This is a genomic window from Agromyces salentinus, from assembly GCF_009749395.1.
Taxonomy (GTDB): Bacteria; Actinomycetota; Actinomycetes; order Actinomycetales; family Microbacteriaceae; genus Agromyces; species Agromyces salentinus.
The window spans coordinates 1-16780 of record NZ_WBIR01000003.1 but is presented as its reverse complement, the minus strand read 5'-3'; the positions used below and the strand labels follow the sequence as shown (position 1 = coordinate 16780).

Sequence of the window (16780 nt, the reverse complement as noted above, 5' to 3'; positions counted from 1 at the left end):
CTCCATGGAGATCCTGCGGCACGTCGTCCTGCTCGTCCACCTGGTGGGCTTCGCCCTGCTCTTCGGCGCATGGGCGGTCGAGGCCGTCAACCGGCGGTACGCCGTGACCCGCCTGATGAACTACGGCCTGCTCGTCGCGGGCGTCGCGGGATTCGCACTTGCCGCCCCGTGGGGCATCGAGTACGACCTGAACTACGTGAAGATCGGCGTCAAGCTCGTCGTGCTGCTCGCGATCGGCGCGCTGCTCGGCATCGGTTCCGCGCGCCAGCGCCGCAACGGCTCCGTGCCGCCCGCGCTCTTCTGGTCGATCGGCGTACTCACGCTCCTGAACGCGGGCATCGCCGTCCTCTGGAGGTAGCCGGTCCCCCACCCTCGAACGGCGGATGCCGCGCGCCCTCGTCGGCCCGCGGCATCCGCCGTTCGTCGCACCGTGCCCGCCGTTCGACGATCGAGCGCGCCGATGCGGCCGGGGCATCCGCGAATTCGACGTAGGCTTTCTCGGTTGCCACAAGCGACGATTCCCTCCGCCTGCCCCGTGTCCAGCCAGACCGACCGCCTCGTGGTGCAGAGTTCCCCACCACACTGGAGTCTTCGACAGCAATGCCAGCGACATCCGCGGCCACGGCCGCACCTTCCGCATCGACCACCCCCGCGAACCCGCGCAGCCGCGTCGTGCTCGCGAGCCTCATCGGCACGACGATCGAGTTCTACGACTTCTACGTCTACGCCACGGCCGCGGTGCTCGTCTTCCCGCACCTCTTCTTCCCGACCGGCGACGCGACCACGGCCCTGCTCTCCTCGTTCGCGGTCTTCGGCGCCGCCATGGTCGCCCGCCCGCTCGGTGCCGTCGTTTTCGGCCACCTGGGCGACAAGCACGGCCGCAAGGCGACGCTCGTCGGCGCGCTGCTCACGATGGGCGTCGCGACCTTCCTCATCGGTGTGCTGCCGACCTACGCCATGGTCGGCTGGCTCGCCCCGCTCCTGCTCGTGATCCTCCGCATCGCACAGGGCTTCGCCCTCGGCGGCGAGTGGTCCGGCGCCGCCCTCGTGGCGACCGAGAACGCCCCCAAGGGCAAGCGCGCCTGGTACGGCACGTTCCCGCAGCTCGGCGCGCCGATCGGCTTCATCATCGCCAACGGCCTCTTCCTCGTCATCGCCGCCGTGCTCCCGTCCGATGACCCGTCGATGCCGTCGCAGGCGTTCCTCGACTGGGGCTGGCGCATCCCCTTCCTCTTCTCCGTGGTGATGGTCGCGGTCGGCCTGTGGGTGCGCCTGCGCCTGGTCGAGTCGACGGCGTTCACGAAGGCGTCCGAGCAGGGCAAGCTGAAGAAGCTGCCGCTCGCGACCGTGTTCACCACGTACTGGAAGCAGCTCATCCTCGGCACGTTCTTCATGCTCGCGACGTACGTGCTCTTCTACCTCATGACGACGTTCTCGCTGAGCTACGGCCGCGCCCCCGTCGAGGCGGCAGAGGGCGCCCTTCCCGGCCTCGGGTACTCCTACAGCACCTTCGTGCTCATGCTCATCGGCGGCGTGCTCTTCTTCGGCGTCTTCACGCTCGTCTCGGGCCCGCTCGCCGACCGCTGGGGCCGTCGCAAGACGCTCATCTGGGTCACCCTCGGCATCATCGCGTTCGGCCTGGTCTGGGTGCCGCTGCTGAACGCGGGCTTCGCCGGCGTCATGATCTGGCTCGTCGTGGGCTTCTCGCTCATGGGCCTCACGTTCGGTCCGATGGGCGCGCTGCTGCCCGAGCTGTTCCCCACGAACGTGCGGTACACCGGCTCCGGCATCTCGTACAACGTCTCGTCGATCCTCGGCGCCGCCGTCGCGCCGTTCATCGCGGTCGCGCTCTGGCAGGCGGGCGGCGGCAGCCCGTTCTGGGTCGGCGTGTACCTCTCGGTGATGGCCGTGCTGACGCTCATCGCCCTGCTCCTGTCGAAGGAGACGAAGGACGTCGACATGGACGCCTGAGCCCGAGCGAAGGCCGTCGCCGAGTCGCAGGACGATTCGCGCGACGCGCCGGGGGCGGGCGGCGTGTCGTCGGGATCCACCGGCGGCTCGCGAGGGGCGGATGCTGCGGCATCCGCCCCTTCGTCGTCTCCGCGAGCGTTCACACGAACGTCACGTCGGACCCTTCACGCCCGCGCGCCCCCGGCGTAGCATGGCCGCGAGCAGGGCAGCCGAGACCTCCGCCGCCGCCGGTCGGCACTCGCAGGCCCGGGGAGCGAGCGATCGATGAACATGACGATGGACATGATGAAGGGCGCGATGTCGTCGTCGGAGATGCCGATGAGCGGCATGGATCCGATGATGATGCAGGAGTGCATGGAGGCGCTCTCGGCGTGCATGCAGGCATGCATCATGTGCGCCGACGCGGATGCCGCGGAGGGCATGGGCCGCTGCGCGTCCATGTGCGCGAACTGCGCCGACATGTGCGACACCATGATGCGGATGATGCTGCGCATGCGCGGCTGGGACATGGGCGTGATGATGTCGATGATGCAGTCGACGACGATGATGGCCCGCGCCTGTTCGGCCGAGTGCATGATGCACGCCGAGATGAGCGAGCACTGCCGCATGTGCGCGATGGCCTGCGATCAGCTGGTCATGGCCATGGAGAAGATGATGGGCACGATGAGCGAGGCCATGCCGATGGCGTGAGACGGGCTGTGGCGTCAGGCGTCGGCCGTCAGGCGTGGGCCGTCAGGCGTCAGGCGTCGGCGACGCTGAAGCGCTGCGCGCCGGCCACGAGGACGCCGTAGACGCCGTGCAGGGCGACGGGGTCGCCGGACGCGAGCGCGCCGCCGAACGCGTCGTGCTGCCAGACGCGCCGGATGCTGCCATCGAGCGTCGCGAGCCACGCGGACCCGGCTGCGTCGACCGAGGTCACGATCGCGTCGATCCACTTGCTGGCGGTCACCGCCGCCAGTCGCTCCTGGACCGCGTTCAGGCCGTGCCCGGCACGCTCGCTGGTGCACTCCGCCGCGTGCTCGCAGCCGCGCATGCCCATGACCGCACCCGTGACGGGCGTGGTGGCGGCGTGCGGCTCGCGGTGCGACATGAGGGCTCCTCGGGGTTCGATGCGGCCACGTTACGCCCGCCTCCCCCGGATGTCGCGGGCCGTCGTCACACGCGGAAACAGAGGCCTCGGCGGGCCGCCGGCCGACGGCCGGGGCCGCCTCCTACGATGTCGGCATGCAGACACCTCCCACGGGCATGCGCATCGGCGACGAGGTCCGCGACGCCCTCGAGGACGGCGACCCGGTGCTCGCCCTCGAGTCGACCATCCTCAGCCACGGGCTGCCGGCGCCGCGCAACCTCGAGGTCGGGCTCGCCTCCGAGCAGCAGGTCCGGGCGCTCGGCGTGACGCCCGCGACGATCGGCGTCATCGACGGCGTACCGGTCGTCGGCCTCTCGACCGAGGAGATCGAGCGGCTCTGCATCGCTGAGGGCGTGGTGAAGGCCAGCGTCCGCGACCTGCCCATCGCCAGGGCCAAGCGCCTGCACGCCGGAACCACCGTCGCGGCGACGGCCTGGCTCGCGCATCGCGCCGGCATCCGGGTCATGTCGACCGGCGGGCTCGGCGGCGTGCACCGCGGCGCGAGCGAGACGTTCGACGAGTCCGCCGACCTAGGCACGCTCGCCACCACGCCCATCACGCTCGTGAGCGCGGGCGTCAAGTCGATCCTCGACATCGCCGCGACGCTCGAGCGCCTCGAGACGCTGAACATCCCCGTCGTCGGGTACCGCACCGAGCGGTACCCGGCCTTTTACGTCACCGACTCCGGCTTCGCGCTCGACTACCGCATCGAGACCCCCGCGGAGGCCGCGGCGCTCGCGCTCGCGCGCGACGAGCTCGGGTTGCCGCAGGCCGTGCTCGTGGCCAACCCCGTCGACGAGGCGAAGCAGCTCGACCCCGCCTTCCACGATCGCGTGCTCGCCGAGGCGCTGGCCGCGGCATCCGCCCAGGGGGTCACCGGGCACGACACGACGCCGTTCCTCCTCGACTTCGTCCAGCGGGCGACGGGCGGCGAGAGCCTCGAGGTCAACCTCGAGGTCTACCGCGGCAACGTCGCGCTCGGGGCGGAGATCGCGCGTGCCGTCGCCGGTTGACGCGGGCGGCGGGATACTCGCGGTCGCCGGCGACCTCGTCGAGGACATCGTGGTGTGGGCGAGCGAACCCGTCCACCGGGCGACCGACACCGCGGCGCGGGTGTTCCGCGCGCGCGGCGGCAGCGGGGCGAACGTCGCGGCCCTCGCCGCGAGCCTCGTGCCGACGCGCTTCATCGGCCGGGTCGGGGCGGATGCCGCGGGCGACGCGCTCGTCGCGGCGCTCGCCTCCGACGGCGTCGACGTCCGCGCGCAGCGCGCCGGTCGCACGGGCACGGTCGTGCTCCTCGTCGACGTCGACGGCGAGCGCACGATGTACCCCGACCGCGGGGCCTCCGCCGACCTCCAGCGCGTCGACCCCGAGTGGCTCACCGGCGTCGGCTGGCTGCACCTGCCCGCCTACGGGCTCGAGCGCGAGCCGATGCGCGGCGAGCTCGCGCGGCTGGCGGAGCTCGCCCGTTCCCGCGGGGCAGGCGTCTCGGTCGACGCGTCGTCGACGGGGCTGCTCGGCGCGCTCGGCGTCGCGTCCGCCCTCGAGCTCGTGCGCGGCATCCGGCCCGACGTGCTCTTCGCCAACGAGGACGAGGCGGCGCTGCTCGGCCTGACGGGCGGGGGCGCCGTCGCGGCATCCGTCGCACCGACCGTCGTGGTCAAGCACGGCGCGCTGCCGACCGACGTCATCGCCGACGGCCGGCTCGCGGCACGCGTTGACGTGGCCCCGGTGCCCGGCATCCGGGACCTCACCGGGGCGGGAGACGCGTTCGCCGCCGGGTTCCTGGCCGCGACGCTCGCCGGAGAGGGCGTCGAGACGGCGTGCCTGGCCGGGCATCGTTCGGCGGCATCCGTGCTCACGAATCCGGGTGCCGCGAACTCGGCGTGAGCAGCTCGCCGACGTGACGTACGGCGGCGGCGGCGGCGGCGGCGGATGACGCCTACCAGGATCGGATGCGCGCGGCGCTCCCTCCCCGCCCGACGTTCGAGCCCATGCGCGCGAGCAGGCTGCGCAGCACCCGCTGCTCGTCGTCGGTGAGGTCGCGGAGGAGATCTCGTTCGTACCGGTACGCCGTGGCGCGCAGGTCCTCCACGAGCCGGCGCCCGTCGTCCGTGAGCCGCACGGTGCGGATGCGGCGATCCCGGTCGCTTGCGACGCGCTGCACGGCCCCGCGCCGTTCGAGGTCGTCGATGAGCGCGACGACGCGGCTCGCCGGAATGCCGAGGCGTTCGCTCAACTGCTGCTGGGTGTGCTCACCGTGCGCGACGAGCGCCCAGAGGACGGCGTACTGCCTGGGGCTCACGCCGTGCGGCGCCAACGCGTCGCGGAAGCCCGACGCCACCAGTTCGCCCACCGACGCGGTCACGAAGCCGAGCGGCATGGCCTCGGCCGGACGTTCGGCGTCGGGTCCGGGTTCGCGCACGGGCCCCGAGCCGAGCCCCGCCTCGGTCCCGCGTCTCGAACTGCGTCGCTCACCCATGGCGCAATCCTAGTGAGGCGCGTTATGATTCCGTACGAAACGATTTCGGGGGAAACGAAATGGTGCTCACGCGACGAGGATTCCTGGCTGGACTGACCGCGGGCGGCGTCGGCGTCGCCATGGCCGCCTGCTTCCCCGACGACCGACGTGGCCCGCCCACCGGCGGGGCGGGCGGGGCGGGCGGCAGCGCAGGAGCCGCGGCGGGCAACGTCCTCGCCATCCCACCCCTGCTCGAGCCCGTGGTCCGGGGCGACGGCACGCTCGTCTTCGAGCTGACCGCGCAAGAGGGCGCCTCCGAGATCCTGCCGGGAGTGAGGACGCCGTCGTGGGGCTACAACGGCGCGCTCCTCGGCCCGACGGTGCGGGCCACTCGCGGCGACACCGTCGCCTTCGACATCCGGAACTCGCTCCGTGATCCGACCACGGTGCACTGGCACGGCATGATCCTGCCGGCCGCGATGGACGGGGGCCCGCACCAGGTCATCGAGGCCGGCGGCAGCTGGTCGCCCGAATGGAGGATCGACCAGCCCGCCGCGACGCTCTGGTATCACCCGCATCCGCACGGTGACACGGCCATGCAAGTCTACGCGGGCCTCGCCGGGCTCTTCATCGTCGACGACGACGACTCCGCGACGGCGGGGCTGCCATCGGCGTACGGGATCGACGACATCCCGCTGATCCTGCAGGACAAGACGTTCGCCGACGACGGAACGCTGGACCCCGACCGGATTCCGAACTTCGGCATCATGGGGAACACCATGCTGGCCAACGGCACCGCCTCGGCGGTGTTCCACGCGACCACCGGCGCCGTGCGCTTCCGGATCCTGAACGGCTCCAACGCCCGCAGGTACAACCTCGAGTTCTCCGATGGCAGGCCCTTCCAGGTCGTCGGCGGCGACGCCGGCCTGCTGCCCGCACCGGTCGAGACATCGCGGGTCGCGATCAGCCCGGCGGAGCGGGTCGAACTCGTGGTGGCGCTCGAGGGCGGAGACGACGTGCGCCTCGTCACCCGCGGCGGAGGCCTCGACATCGACGACGGGGACTTCGACCTCCTGCGGATCACGGCGGAGGCCCTCACGCCGTCATCGCCCGTGCCCGCCCGCCTCCCGGGCCCGAAGCCCATCCACGCCCCCTCGACGGCACGCGAGCGGACCTTCCGCCTCAACGGCCACGACGCCATCAACGGCGAGGAGATGGACCTGTCCCGGATCGACACGGTCGTGGCAGCCGGCGCCGTCGAGATCTGGACGATCGAGAACCCCGTGTACGCCCACAACTTCCACATCCACGGTGCGGCATTCACCGTGCTCGAGGTCGCGGGACGAGCGCCGGAGGACGCGATGTCGGGCCACAAGGACACCGTGTTCGTTCCGCCACGGTCATCCGCGAGGATCGCGGTGCGGTTCGCGGACCACCCCGACCCGAGCATGCCGTACATGTACCACTGCCACATCCTCCGGCACGAGGACGAGGGGATGATGGGTCAGTTCGTGACCGTCGCGCCAGGGACCGAGAAGCGCACGCCCCTGCGCCTCGCACTCGAGGGCGGCGGCCACGAGCACTGAGCGGGGCGCGCCGACCGCCGACGCGGGCGTCAACATGAGTTGACGTGCGTTCGACCGTCAACTACGGTTGACGGCATGGATGACACGACGCTCCGCACCGCCATCGCCGCGGCCGACGGCGACGACCCCTACCGGGCCCTCCGAGACCTCCACCGCGCGCGCGTCGAGGTCAACCGCGACCTCGACCGCGCCGAGGCCATCGCGGTCCGCCGCGCCCGCACGGCCGGGTCGAGCTGGCAGCTCATCGCCCTCGCCCTCGAGGTCTCCAAGCAGGCCGTGCACAAGAAGTACGGGCGCAGCTGAGCGACGTAGGCTGTTCGGGGCGAACGCCGCGGAACCCGGTCGCATCGACCGCCGCCGCGTCGCCCAGGAAGAGACGATGAGCCAGACGCAGAACCGCACCACCAGCACCGCCCCCCGCCGCAACCCCTTCGCCCGGCCCGCGAAGACCGACGGCCCTCGCGCATCCTTCCGCCAGTTGCTGCCGTTCATCTTCGAGCACCGCCCGGTGCTCATCTGGGTCGCGGCGCTCTCGATCGTGGGTGCGCTCGCGAGCCTCGCCCAGCCCCTGCTCGTGAGCCAGGTCATCACCATCGTCGAGGCGAACGAACCGCTCGGCGGCATCGCCTGGGCCCTCGTCGCGCTCGTCATCGTGAGCGGCGTCATCTCGGGCTACCAGCACTACCTGCTGCAGCGCACCGGCGAGGGCATCGTGCTCTCGAGCCGCAAGCGCCTCGTCGCCAAGCTGCTGAACCTGCCGATCTCGGAGTTCGACACCCGGCGCACGGGCGATCTCGTGTCGCGCGTGGGCAGCGACACCACGATGCTCCGCGCCGTGCTCACGCAGGGCCTCGTCGAGGCCATCGGCGGCACGGTCACCTTCATCGGCGCGCTCATCGCGATGCTCATCATCGACCCCGTGCTGCTCGGGCTCACGCTGCTCGTCGTCCTCATCGCGATCACCACGGTGACCCTGCTCTCCCGCAAGGTGCGCGACGCGTCGCACGCCGCCCAGGCGAAGGTCGGCGACGTCGCCGCATCCGTCGAGCGCGCCATCGGTGCCGTGCGCACCATCCGCGCCGCCGGGGCGACCGACCGCGAGACCCGCGCCATCGACGCCGAGGCCGAGGGCGCCTGGCAGATGGGCGTCAACGTCGCGAAGATCTCGGCGCTCATCGTGCCCGTGGCGGGCATCGCCATGCAGGTCTCGTTCCTCGTGGTGCTCGGCGTCGGCGGTTTCCGCGTGGCATCCGGGGCGCTGACCGTCGCGAACCTCGTCGCGTTCATCCTGTTCCTGTTCATGATGATCATGCCGCTGGGGCTCTTCTTCGGTGCGATCACGTCGGTCAACCAGGCGCTCGGCGCCCTCGGGCGCATCCAGGAGATCCTCGACCTCCCCGACGAGAGCGCGAACGACCGCGATCTCGCCCCGCTCGCGCTCATGGTCGGCGAGGCGAACGCGGGCGTCATGCCCGACGCCCCGGCGATCGCCCTCGACGAGGTGCACTTCGCATATGCGTCCACGCGCAGCGACCCGGCCGATCCCGACAACGACTCGCCCGACGAGCACCTTCCCGAGCCCGACGTCACCGACCGCCAGCCGGTGCTCCGCGGCGTCTCGTTCGAGGTCCCCCGCGGGCAGCGCGTCGCGCTCGTCGGCCCGTCCGGTGCCGGCAAGTCGACGATCCTCGCCCTCATCGAGCGCTTCTACGACCCGTCGGTCGGCACGGTGCGCATGGGCGGACTCGACCTGCGCTCGCTCGACCGCGCCGAACTCCGCGCGCAGATCGGGTACGTCGAGCAGGACGCACCGGTGCTCGCGGGAACCCTGCGCGAGAACCTCCTCCTCGGCAGCCCCGAGGCCACCGACGAGGAGTGCGAGCACGTGCTGCGCTCGGTGAACCTCGGCGCGGTGCTCGACCGCGATCCGGCCGGACTCTCGGCCGCCGTGGGCGACGACGGGATCATGCTCTCGGGCGGCGAGCGCCAGCGCCTCGCCATCGCCCGCGCGCTCCTCGCCGCCCCGCCGATCCTGCTGCTCGACGAGTCGACCTCCTCCCTCGACGGCGTGAACGAGCGCATGATGCGCGAGGCGATCGACCAGGTCTCGGCCGGCCGCACCCTCATCGTCATCGCGCACCGGCTCTCGACCGTCATCGACTCCGACCGCATCGTCGTGCTCGACGACGGGCGCGTCATCGGCGAGGGGACGCACGCCGAGCTGGTCGCCTCCGTGCCCCTCTACCGAGAGCTCGCCGAGCACCAGCTGCTCGTGTGATGGGGGCGGATGCCGCCACCCGACGCCGTCGAATCGACGTCGGCCGCGACATCCGCATCTCGGGGTACGCCCGGGCGAACCTCAGTGCCGGCCCGGATGGGAGCCCGGCGCGACCTTCGTAACGTGTGGTCCTGCGTCCGATTCCGGATGCCGAGAACCCACCCGCACCGAAGGACCCATCCCCATGAGCATCGCACCCGTGACCGACCTGCGCGACGTGCGCGACGCACGAGACGTGCGCGCCACCGCCGACCTCGACCAACTGCCCCTCGACCTCATCGACGACCTGCCGAACGCCGCCGACGACGGCGGACGGCGTCGGAGCCCCGGCGAGTCGTTCGACCGCGTGCACGGCGAGGTCCAGGCGTGGCTGCGCACGTGGCACCCGCGCCGCCTGCCGACGTTCACCCCGGTCCGCGACGTCGCACCCGAGACCGAGCGCGGCACGTCGGGACTCAAGAGCTCGGTCGCCGCACCCGACGGCGCCGTGCGCGTGAGCGCCTCGCTCTACGACCCGCCGACACGCCACGGCGAGCCGCTCGGCTGGTCGCGCAACTGGGCGAGTGCGCTCACGTTGCCGACCGCGCGCGAGGCCGGGCGACTCTACTACCGGTTCCGCGTGTCGAGCCGCCTCGTGCTCGACGGGCAAGCCGACCTCAGCCTCGTCTCGACGGCCGTGCACTTCGGCATCGTCCCGGATGCCGCGAAGGGCAGCCCCTTCGAGGCGCCCGGCTTCTCCTCCCCGCTCGTGCGCCCCCTCGTCGGCGTGCAGTGCCGCGCCGACCAGGATGCGTCGTCGACGCAGGTCGTCGAGGGATCGATCGCCGTGCGCCAGGGCGAGACGCCCGCCATGGCGTTCGTCGTCGGCACCGAGCTCCTGTTCGAGAACGGCTGGGTGCGCGTGCACGAGGGATCCAGCACCTGGATCGGCCCCGTCGAGCCCGGCGCCACCGGCACGATCGAGTACCGCTTCGCCCCGGCATCCCTGCTGCGGGTGCTCGGGCACCTCGCCTGAGCCTGGGGCGGAGACATGCGGAGCCCCGGGCGTGCGCGCATTCCCGTACGCGCCCGCCCGGGGCATCCAGTGGTGGGGCCGCCCGCTTGGAGCACCGTGCGACCCCGGTGCGCTACGCCTGGTGGTCCAGGTGGTAGCGCAGGCTTGCGAGCTCCGCGCGGAGCGCGGCCGGGACCCGGTCGCCGAACTGCGCGAAGTACTCCTCGGTGAGGTCGCATTCGGCCAGCCACGAGTCGCGGTCGACCTCGAAGAGCTGCTCGAGCGCGGCATCCGTGATCTCGAGGCCGTCGAGGTCGAGCGACCCGGATGCCGGGAGCAGGCCGATCGGCGTCTCGACGACGTCGGCGCGACCCTCGATGCGGCCGACGATCCACTCGAGCACGCGCGAGTTCTCGCCGAAGCCGGGCCAGAGGAACGAGCCGTCGTCGCCCTTGCGGAACCAGTTGACCTGGAAGATCTTCGGCGCGTTCGTGCCGAGCACGCGGCCCATCTTGACCCAGTGGCTCCAGTAGTCGGCCATGTTGTACCCGCAGAACGGGAGCATCGCGAAGGGGTCGCGACGGAGCTCGCCGACCTTGCCCTCGGCCGCCGCCGTCTTCTCGGACGAGATCGTCGCCCCCATAAACACGCCGTGCTTCCAGCTGCGCGCCTCGGCGACGAGCGGGACGTTCGTGGCCCGTCGCCCGCCGAAGAGGATCGCGTCGATCGGCACGCCGTCGTGGGCGTCCCAGTCGTCGGAGATCTGCGGGCACTGGTCGGCGGCGACCGTGAAGCGCGAGTTCGGGTGCGCGGCCGGGCGGCCCGACGCCGGGGTCCACGGCTTGCCCTCCCAGTCGATGAGCTCGGCGGGCGGGGTGTCGGTGAGGCCCTCCCACCAGACGTCGCCATCAGGGCGGAGCGCCACGTTGGTGAAGATCGTGTTGCCCCAGAGCGTCTGCACGGCGGTCGGGTTCGTCGTCTCGCCGGTGCCGGGGGCGACGCCGAAGAAGCCCGCCTCGGGGTTGATGGCGTAGAGGCGGCCGTCTTCGCCGGGGCGCATCCACGCGATGTCGTCGCCGATGGTCTCGACGCGCCATCCGGGGATCGTGGGCTGCAGCATCGCGAGGTTCGTCTTGCCGCACGCCGACGGGAACGCCGCGGCGACGTGGTACGCGCGCCCCTCGGGCGAGGTGATCTTGATCAGCAGCATGTGCTCGGCGAGCCATCCCTCGTCGCGGGCCATGACACTCGCGATGCGGAGGGCGAAGCACTTCTTCGCCAGGAGGGCGTTGCCGCCGTAACCCGAGCCGTACGACCAGACCTCGCGGGAGTCGGGGAACTGCACGATGTACTTCGTGTCGTTGCAGGGCCAGTCGACCTCGGCGACGCGGTGGCCGACGCCGTCGACGAGCGGGTGCCCGACGGAGTGGACGGTGCGCACCCACGGGTCGCCGGCCTCGATGAGGCGGTACACCTGCTCGCCCATACGCGTCATGATGCCCATGGAGAGCACGACGTAGGGCGAGTCGGTGATCTCGACGCCGAGCTGGCTGATCGGCCCGCCGAGCGGGCCCATCGAGAAGGGCACGACGTACATCGTGCGCCCCTTCATCGAGCCGTCGAACACGTCCTCGAGCTCGCCGCGCATGGCCTTCGGGTCGCGCCAGTTGTTCGTGGGACCGGCGTCCTCCTCGTACGTCGAGCAGATGAAGGTGCGGTCCTCGACCCGGGCCACGTCGCGCGGGTCGGTGCGGGCGAGGTAGCTGTTCGGGCGCCATTCGGGGTTCAGCTTGATGAGGCGTCCGTCGGCGACGAGCTGCTTGGTGAGCAGGTCGGCCTCGTGCTTCGAGCCGTCGCACCAGACGATCGCGTCGGGCTTGGTGAGGGCGGCGATCTCGGCGACCCAGGCGCGCAGGTCCTGGTCGGTGGTGCCGCCCGCGGGGGTCGCCGTGGCGGTGGCGCGGGTCGCTGATGCGTCGTTGGCGGACGTCGCGGCGGCGGATGCCTCGGTGCCGGATGCCTCGGTGCCGGCGAACTCGGAGATGGTCATCGTCGTCCCTTCTGTGTGTCCGGTGTCGCACGTCGCGAGCCTCGGAGTCGGTTCGTCTTTCAAGAATGCGTTGAAATGCGGCTTCTCGTTGACCAATTCGTTGGTTAAGAATTTGCGATCTTTCGATAGCCTTAAGCCATGAAGGCTGGAACCCCCGATCTCGCGACCCTCGGTCAGCGCATCCGCCATTTCCGCGGCGAGCGCGGCATGACGCTCGACCAGACCGGTGAGGCGGTCGGGCTCGCCGGTTCGCAGCTCTCGCTCATCGAGAACGGCAAGCGCGAGCCGAAGCTCTCGACCCTCGACGCCCTGGCGACCGCGTTCGGCATCGGGCTCGGCGACCTGCTCTCCCCCGAGGCCCCGAGCGCCAGGGCCGCGCTCGAACTCGAGCTCGGTCGGGCGCAGTCGAGCCCCCTGTACGCGAGCCTCGGGCTGCCGCCGATCCGTGCGGGGCGGGGCATCTCCGACGAGGCGCTCGAGGCGATCGTCGGCCTGCACCGCGAGTTGCAGCGGCGCGCGAGCGAGGCCATCGCGACGCCCGAGGAGGCACGACGGGCCAACACCGACCTGCGCGAGCGCATGCGCGCCGAGGCGAACTACCTGCCCGACATCGAGCAGCTCGCCGAGGACCAGGTGCGCGCCGCGGGCCACCGCACGGGCGCAGTCACGCACCGCGAGGTCAGCGTCATGGCCGAGCGCCTCGGGTTCCAGCTCATCTACGTGAACGACCTGCCAGACTCCACGCGGTCGATCACGGACCTCGCCAACGGGCGCATCTACCTGCCGCCCGCCTCGATCCCGGGCGGGCACGGCCTGCGCTCGATGGCGCTGCAGGCCATGGCGCACCGACTGCTCGGGCACCAGCCGCCCGCCAGCTACGACGAGTTCCTCTGGCAGCGGCTCGAGATCAACTACTTCGCCGCCGCGTGCCTGATGCCCCGCGAGGCATCCGTCGCCTTCCTGCAGCAGGCGAAGAAGGAGAAGCGGCTGGCGATCGAGGACTTCCGCGACGCCTTCGGGGTCACGCACGAGGCCGCGGCGCTCCGCTTCACGAACCTCGGCACGTCGCACCTGGACATGACCGTGCACTTCCTGCGAGTGGCCGGCGACGGCGCGCTGCTCAAGGGCTACGAGAACGACGGGCTGCCGCTGCCCACCGATGTGACCGGCAGCATCGAGGGCCAGTGGGTGTGCAAGAAGTGGAGCGCCCGCACGGCGTTCGAGCACACGAACCGCACGACCGAGAACTACCAGTACACCGACACCCCGGCGGGCACCTTCTGGTGCGCGACCCAGACCGGGCGCACGGATGCCGCGGAGTTCTCGATCTCGGTGGGCGTGCCGTTCGCGCAGGCGAAGTGGTTCCGCGGGCGCGAGACGACGCTGCGGGCGGTGTCGACCTGCCCAGACGAGGCGTGCTGCCGGCGGGCGCCCGGGGGGCTCGCCGAGCGCTGGGCGGGCCGGGCGTGGCCGAGCGCGAGACTGCACGCACATGTGCTCTCCCCCCTGCCATCCGGCACGTTCCCCGGCGTCGACGACGCCGAGGTGTACGAGTTCCTGGAGGCCCACGCCGGGGAGTAGCCCGGCGACGGTCACACCGCGCGATCGGATGTCCCGTGGCGAGCGTCCCGAGCGAGGCATCCGTCACACCATGAAGTCTCTTTTGCAATAGTGTGTGTCACACAGTATCGTGTGACACATGAACCTCGATGAGACGACCGTCGCGCACCTGCAGGAACTGCGCCGCGGTACCGTCGTGCTCGCGTGCCTGGTGCGACTGCGCACCCCCGACTACGGCTACGCGCTGCTGGAGTCGCTGAACGGCCTCGGCATCCTGGTCGACGCGAACACCCTCTACCCGCTGCTTCGGCGACTCGAGAAGCAGGGGCTGCTCACGAGCGAGTGGAACACCGACGAGGCACGGCCCCGCAAGTTCTACCGCACGAGCCCGACCGGCGACGCGCTCGCGATCGCCCTCATGACCGACTGGCGACGCATCGACGACGCCCTCGCAGGACTCACCACAGGAGACGAATCATGACCACCCTGACCGACCGCTACGTGTGGGGCGCCGTCCGCACGGTTCCCGAGCGACAGCGCGCCGAACTCGATCGCGAACTCCGCGAGCGCATCGGCGACGCGGTCGACGCGCAGGTCGAGGCCGGCATCGCCCCGCCCGATGCCGAGCGTGCGGCCCTCCTCGAGCTCGGCGATCCGGCCGGCCTCGCGGCGCAGTACATCGACCGGCCGCTCCAGCTCATCGGGCCCAAGTACTACCTGACCTGGCTGCGGTTGCTGAAACTCCTCATCGCGATCGTCGTCCCGTGCGCGGCCGTCGGCGTCGCGATCGCGCAGGCCATCGCCGGCGAGAGCATCGGGGGCATCTTCGGTGCCGTGATCGGCATCGCCATCTCGGTGGGCGTTCACGTGGCCTTCTGGACGACGCTGGTCTTCGCGATCCTCGAGCGCACGCCGACTGAGAGCGGGCAGCGGGGCGTCGACGTCGCCTGGACGCTCGACATGCTGCCGGCACTGCCGGAACCGGCGAAGGCGTCACGCCTGGCCGAACTCATCACCTCGGTCGTGTTCCTCGTGGCCTTCGCGGTCGTGCTCGTCCTGCAGCACTTCGTCGGCGTTCCCTGGGTCGACGACCTGGAGTCCGTCCCGCTGCTCTCCCCCGAGCTCTGGACCTTCTGGATGCCGTACTTCCTGGTGCTCATCGCGGCCGAGATCGTCTTCGCCTTCGCGCTCTACGCCTGGGGTTGGAACTGGTGGCTCGCGGCCGTGAACCTCGTGCTGAACGTCGCGTTCACCGTTCCGGCGCTGTGGCTGCTCCTCACCGGACAGCTCATCGACGAGCAGGTGCTCGAGGTCATGAAGTGGCCGTGGGGCGAGTCGGCGCCGATCATCGTCGCGATCCTCGTCGCGGTCCTGATCGCCGCCGCCATCTGGGATGTCGTCGACGGCGCCGTCAAGGCATCTCGGCGAGGTCACTCCACCGGGTCGCCTGCGCGGGGCGCTGCGACATCCGGAACCTCGTTCGAGGGGAGCGCACGATGACCGCGACGACGGACCTCACCGATCGCTACGTGATCGCGGCCGCCCGGAGCCTGCCCCGACGGCAGGGTCGCGAGTTCGCCCGCGAACTCGAGGAACGCATCCGCGATGACATCGACGCCCGCATCGCCTCCGGAGACTCGACGCCCGACGCGGCCGAGTTCGACGCGCTCGCCGCCCTCGGTGACCCCGCGCTGCTCGCCGCGAGCTATGCCGATCGCCCGCCGATGCTCATCGGCCCGAGGTGGTACGCAGCGTGGAAGCGCGTGCTGGTCATCATCGAGTGGAGCGCCGTGCCCGCGATCACCGGCGCCTACCTGCTCGCCCAATTCATCTCGGGCGAGGCCGATGCCGGCACCATCGGCCGAACGTGGTTCGTGCTGCTGACGAGCGCCATCTACATCGCGTTCTTCACGACCGCGATCTTCGCGGCGATCGACCGTGTGCCGACGAGCCCCGAGGCCGACTCGGTCCCCTGGACGCCGGCGTTCCTCCCCGCCGCACCGGTGGCGAGCAGAACCGACCGCCGCGCCGGCCTGATCGCGAAGCTCTCCTGGCTCGCCGTCCTCGTCGGGCTGCTGGTGTGGCAGCAGTTCGGCCCGGACAGCTGGGGCGAGACCGACGGGGTGCTGCCCGTGCTGGATCCGGCGCTCTGGTCCTTCTGGCTGCCGTACTTCCTCGTGCTCACGGCACTCGAAGCGGCGATGGCCGTCTGGCTGTTCCGCTCCGGACCGACCTGGCCGATCGCCTCGGCGAACCTCGTGCTCGCCCTCGCCTGGGCGGTGCCGTCCACCTGGCTGATCGTCACCGGACAGCTGTTCGCGCCCGGCTTCGTCGAGCTCTTCGAGGCGAACCTCGACGCCGATGCGCAGCAGGTGCTGCCGATCCTCCTCGTCGGCGGCATCGTCGCCGGCGCCGTGGCCGACGCCATCGTGGGCTTCACAGCGGCGGCCCGAACGAGCCGCATCGCGTCCCTCGGGCTCGGCGGCATCGAAGTGGACACCGCGGCGGGCACGGGCGCGGGTGTGTAGGTTCCCGCGGTAGATGTCCAGTTCCCACTGGGTCTGTCATCGATGTGTCCAATTGGACCATTGATCGGGATTCGATCCGTGTTGCAGTAGGCGTACCCCGGATTCTATTGATCGATGCAACACCCCTTCTTGGAGGTTGTTGCTCGTGGTGTTGTCGTTCTCTTCTCCTGCGGCGGTGCGGTTTCTGGCTGCGATTGGTCAGGGGCATGGTCTGAAAGGATCC

16 protein-coding genes are annotated in these 16780 nt (G+C 71.0%); 13 read left to right on the top strand and 3 right to left on the bottom strand.

What is annotated here, in order from left to right; translation table 11 throughout:
* Window positions 1–4 precede the first annotated feature (4 nt).
* The 3 genes from GQQ95_RS04590 (at window position 5) to GQQ95_RS04580 (ending at window position 2661) form a co-directional block, all read left to right on the top strand.
* Window positions 5–358: a Fe-S protein gene (locus tag GQQ95_RS04590; protein ID WP_157426488.1), complete on the top strand. Its 354-nt coding sequence runs from the start codon at window positions 5–7 to the stop codon at window positions 356–358.
* 242 nt (window positions 359–600) lie between these two features.
* Window positions 601–1971 (top strand): MFS transporter, encoded by a 1371-nt coding sequence (locus GQQ95_RS04585; protein WP_157426487.1) that lies wholly within the window; start codon window positions 601–603, stop codon window positions 1969–1971.
* Between the two features lie 264 nt (window positions 1972–2235).
* Complete coding sequence (locus tag GQQ95_RS04580) at window positions 2236–2661, top strand: four-helix bundle copper-binding protein (RefSeq protein WP_212275291.1); 426 nt, start codon at window positions 2236–2238, stop codon at window positions 2659–2661.
* Between the two features lie 49 nt (window positions 2662–2710).
* Here the strand turns inward: GQQ95_RS04580 and GQQ95_RS04575 are convergent, their stop codons facing one another.
* Entirely contained in the window at window positions 2711–3061 is a 351-nt protein-coding gene (locus GQQ95_RS04575; RefSeq protein ID WP_157426486.1) for a hypothetical protein, read from the bottom strand.
* A 134-nt stretch (window positions 3062–3195) separates the two neighbouring features.
* On the opposite strand from GQQ95_RS04575, the gene GQQ95_RS04570 reads away from it, so the two are divergent.
* Together GQQ95_RS04570 and GQQ95_RS04565 are read left to right on the top strand one after the other, a co-directional pair.
* A complete protein-coding gene (locus tag GQQ95_RS04570; RefSeq protein WP_212275289.1) occupies window positions 3196–4113 on the top strand; it encodes a pseudouridine-5'-phosphate glycosidase in 918 nt (305 codons plus the stop codon).
* Entirely contained in the window at window positions 4097–4990 is an 894-nt protein-coding gene (locus GQQ95_RS04565) for a carbohydrate kinase family protein (RefSeq protein ID WP_246205182.1), read from the top strand. Before GQQ95_RS04570 ends, GQQ95_RS04565 begins: the two co-directional genes overlap by 17 nt.
* Before the next feature lie 52 nt (window positions 4991–5042).
* Here the strand turns inward: GQQ95_RS04565 and GQQ95_RS04560 are convergent, their stop codons facing one another.
* Window positions 5043–5582 (bottom strand): MarR family winged helix-turn-helix transcriptional regulator, encoded by a 540-nt coding sequence (locus GQQ95_RS04560; RefSeq protein WP_157426485.1) that lies wholly within the window; start codon window positions 5580–5582, stop codon window positions 5043–5045.
* A gap of 59 nt (window positions 5583–5641) precedes the next feature.
* Between GQQ95_RS04560 and GQQ95_RS04555 the strand changes: the two genes are divergently transcribed.
* From GQQ95_RS04555 to GQQ95_RS04540, 4 genes are all read left to right on the top strand, one after another.
* Complete coding sequence (locus GQQ95_RS04555) at window positions 5642–7147, top strand: multicopper oxidase family protein (protein ID WP_157426484.1); 1506 nt, start codon at window positions 5642–5644, stop codon at window positions 7145–7147.
* A 75-nt stretch (window positions 7148–7222) separates the two neighbouring features.
* Window positions 7223–7450, top strand: coding sequence for a hypothetical protein (locus GQQ95_RS04550; protein ID WP_157426483.1), 228 nt, complete (start codon window positions 7223–7225; stop codon window positions 7448–7450).
* A 76-nt stretch (window positions 7451–7526) separates the two neighbouring features.
* The gene (locus GQQ95_RS04545) at window positions 7527–9425 is read left to right on the top strand and encodes an ABC transporter ATP-binding protein (protein WP_157426482.1); all 1899 of its coding nucleotides are present in this window, start codon (window positions 7527–7529) and stop codon (window positions 9423–9425) included.
* A gap of 184 nt (window positions 9426–9609) precedes the next feature.
* Window positions 9610–10440 carry a hypothetical protein gene (locus GQQ95_RS04540; RefSeq protein ID WP_157426481.1) on the top strand — a complete coding sequence of 277 codons (831 nt, stop codon included), beginning with the start codon at window positions 9610–9612 and terminating at the stop codon, window positions 10438–10440.
* Between the two features lie 112 nt (window positions 10441–10552).
* Here GQQ95_RS04540 and GQQ95_RS04535 read toward each other — a convergent pair whose 3' ends face one another.
* A complete protein-coding gene (locus GQQ95_RS04535; RefSeq protein WP_157426480.1) occupies window positions 10553–12469 on the bottom strand; it encodes a phosphoenolpyruvate carboxykinase (GTP) in 1917 nt (638 codons plus the stop codon).
* 138 nt (window positions 12470–12607) lie between these two features.
* On the opposite strand from GQQ95_RS04535, the gene GQQ95_RS04530 reads away from it, so the two are divergent.
* The 4 genes from GQQ95_RS04530 (at window position 12608) to GQQ95_RS04515 (ending at window position 16557) form a co-directional block, all read left to right on the top strand.
* Complete coding sequence (locus tag GQQ95_RS04530) at window positions 12608–14050, top strand: helix-turn-helix domain-containing protein (protein ID WP_157426479.1); 1443 nt, start codon at window positions 12608–12610, stop codon at window positions 14048–14050.
* A gap of 118 nt (window positions 14051–14168) precedes the next feature.
* On the top strand, window positions 14169–14510 hold the full coding sequence (locus tag GQQ95_RS04525; protein WP_157426478.1) for a PadR family transcriptional regulator: 342 nt from the start codon (window positions 14169–14171) through the stop codon (window positions 14508–14510).
* Window positions 14507–15529, top strand: coding sequence for a permease prefix domain 1-containing protein (locus tag GQQ95_RS04520; RefSeq protein ID WP_157426477.1), 1023 nt, complete (start codon window positions 14507–14509; stop codon window positions 15527–15529). Before GQQ95_RS04525 ends, GQQ95_RS04520 begins: the two co-directional genes overlap by 4 nt.
* Window positions 15526–16557, top strand: a complete 1032-nt coding sequence (locus GQQ95_RS04515; protein ID WP_157426476.1) for a hypothetical protein — start codon at window positions 15526–15528, stop codon at window positions 16555–16557. The genes GQQ95_RS04520 and GQQ95_RS04515 overlap by 4 nt, the downstream gene beginning before the upstream one ends.
* Window positions 16558–16780: the final 223 nt, after the last annotated feature.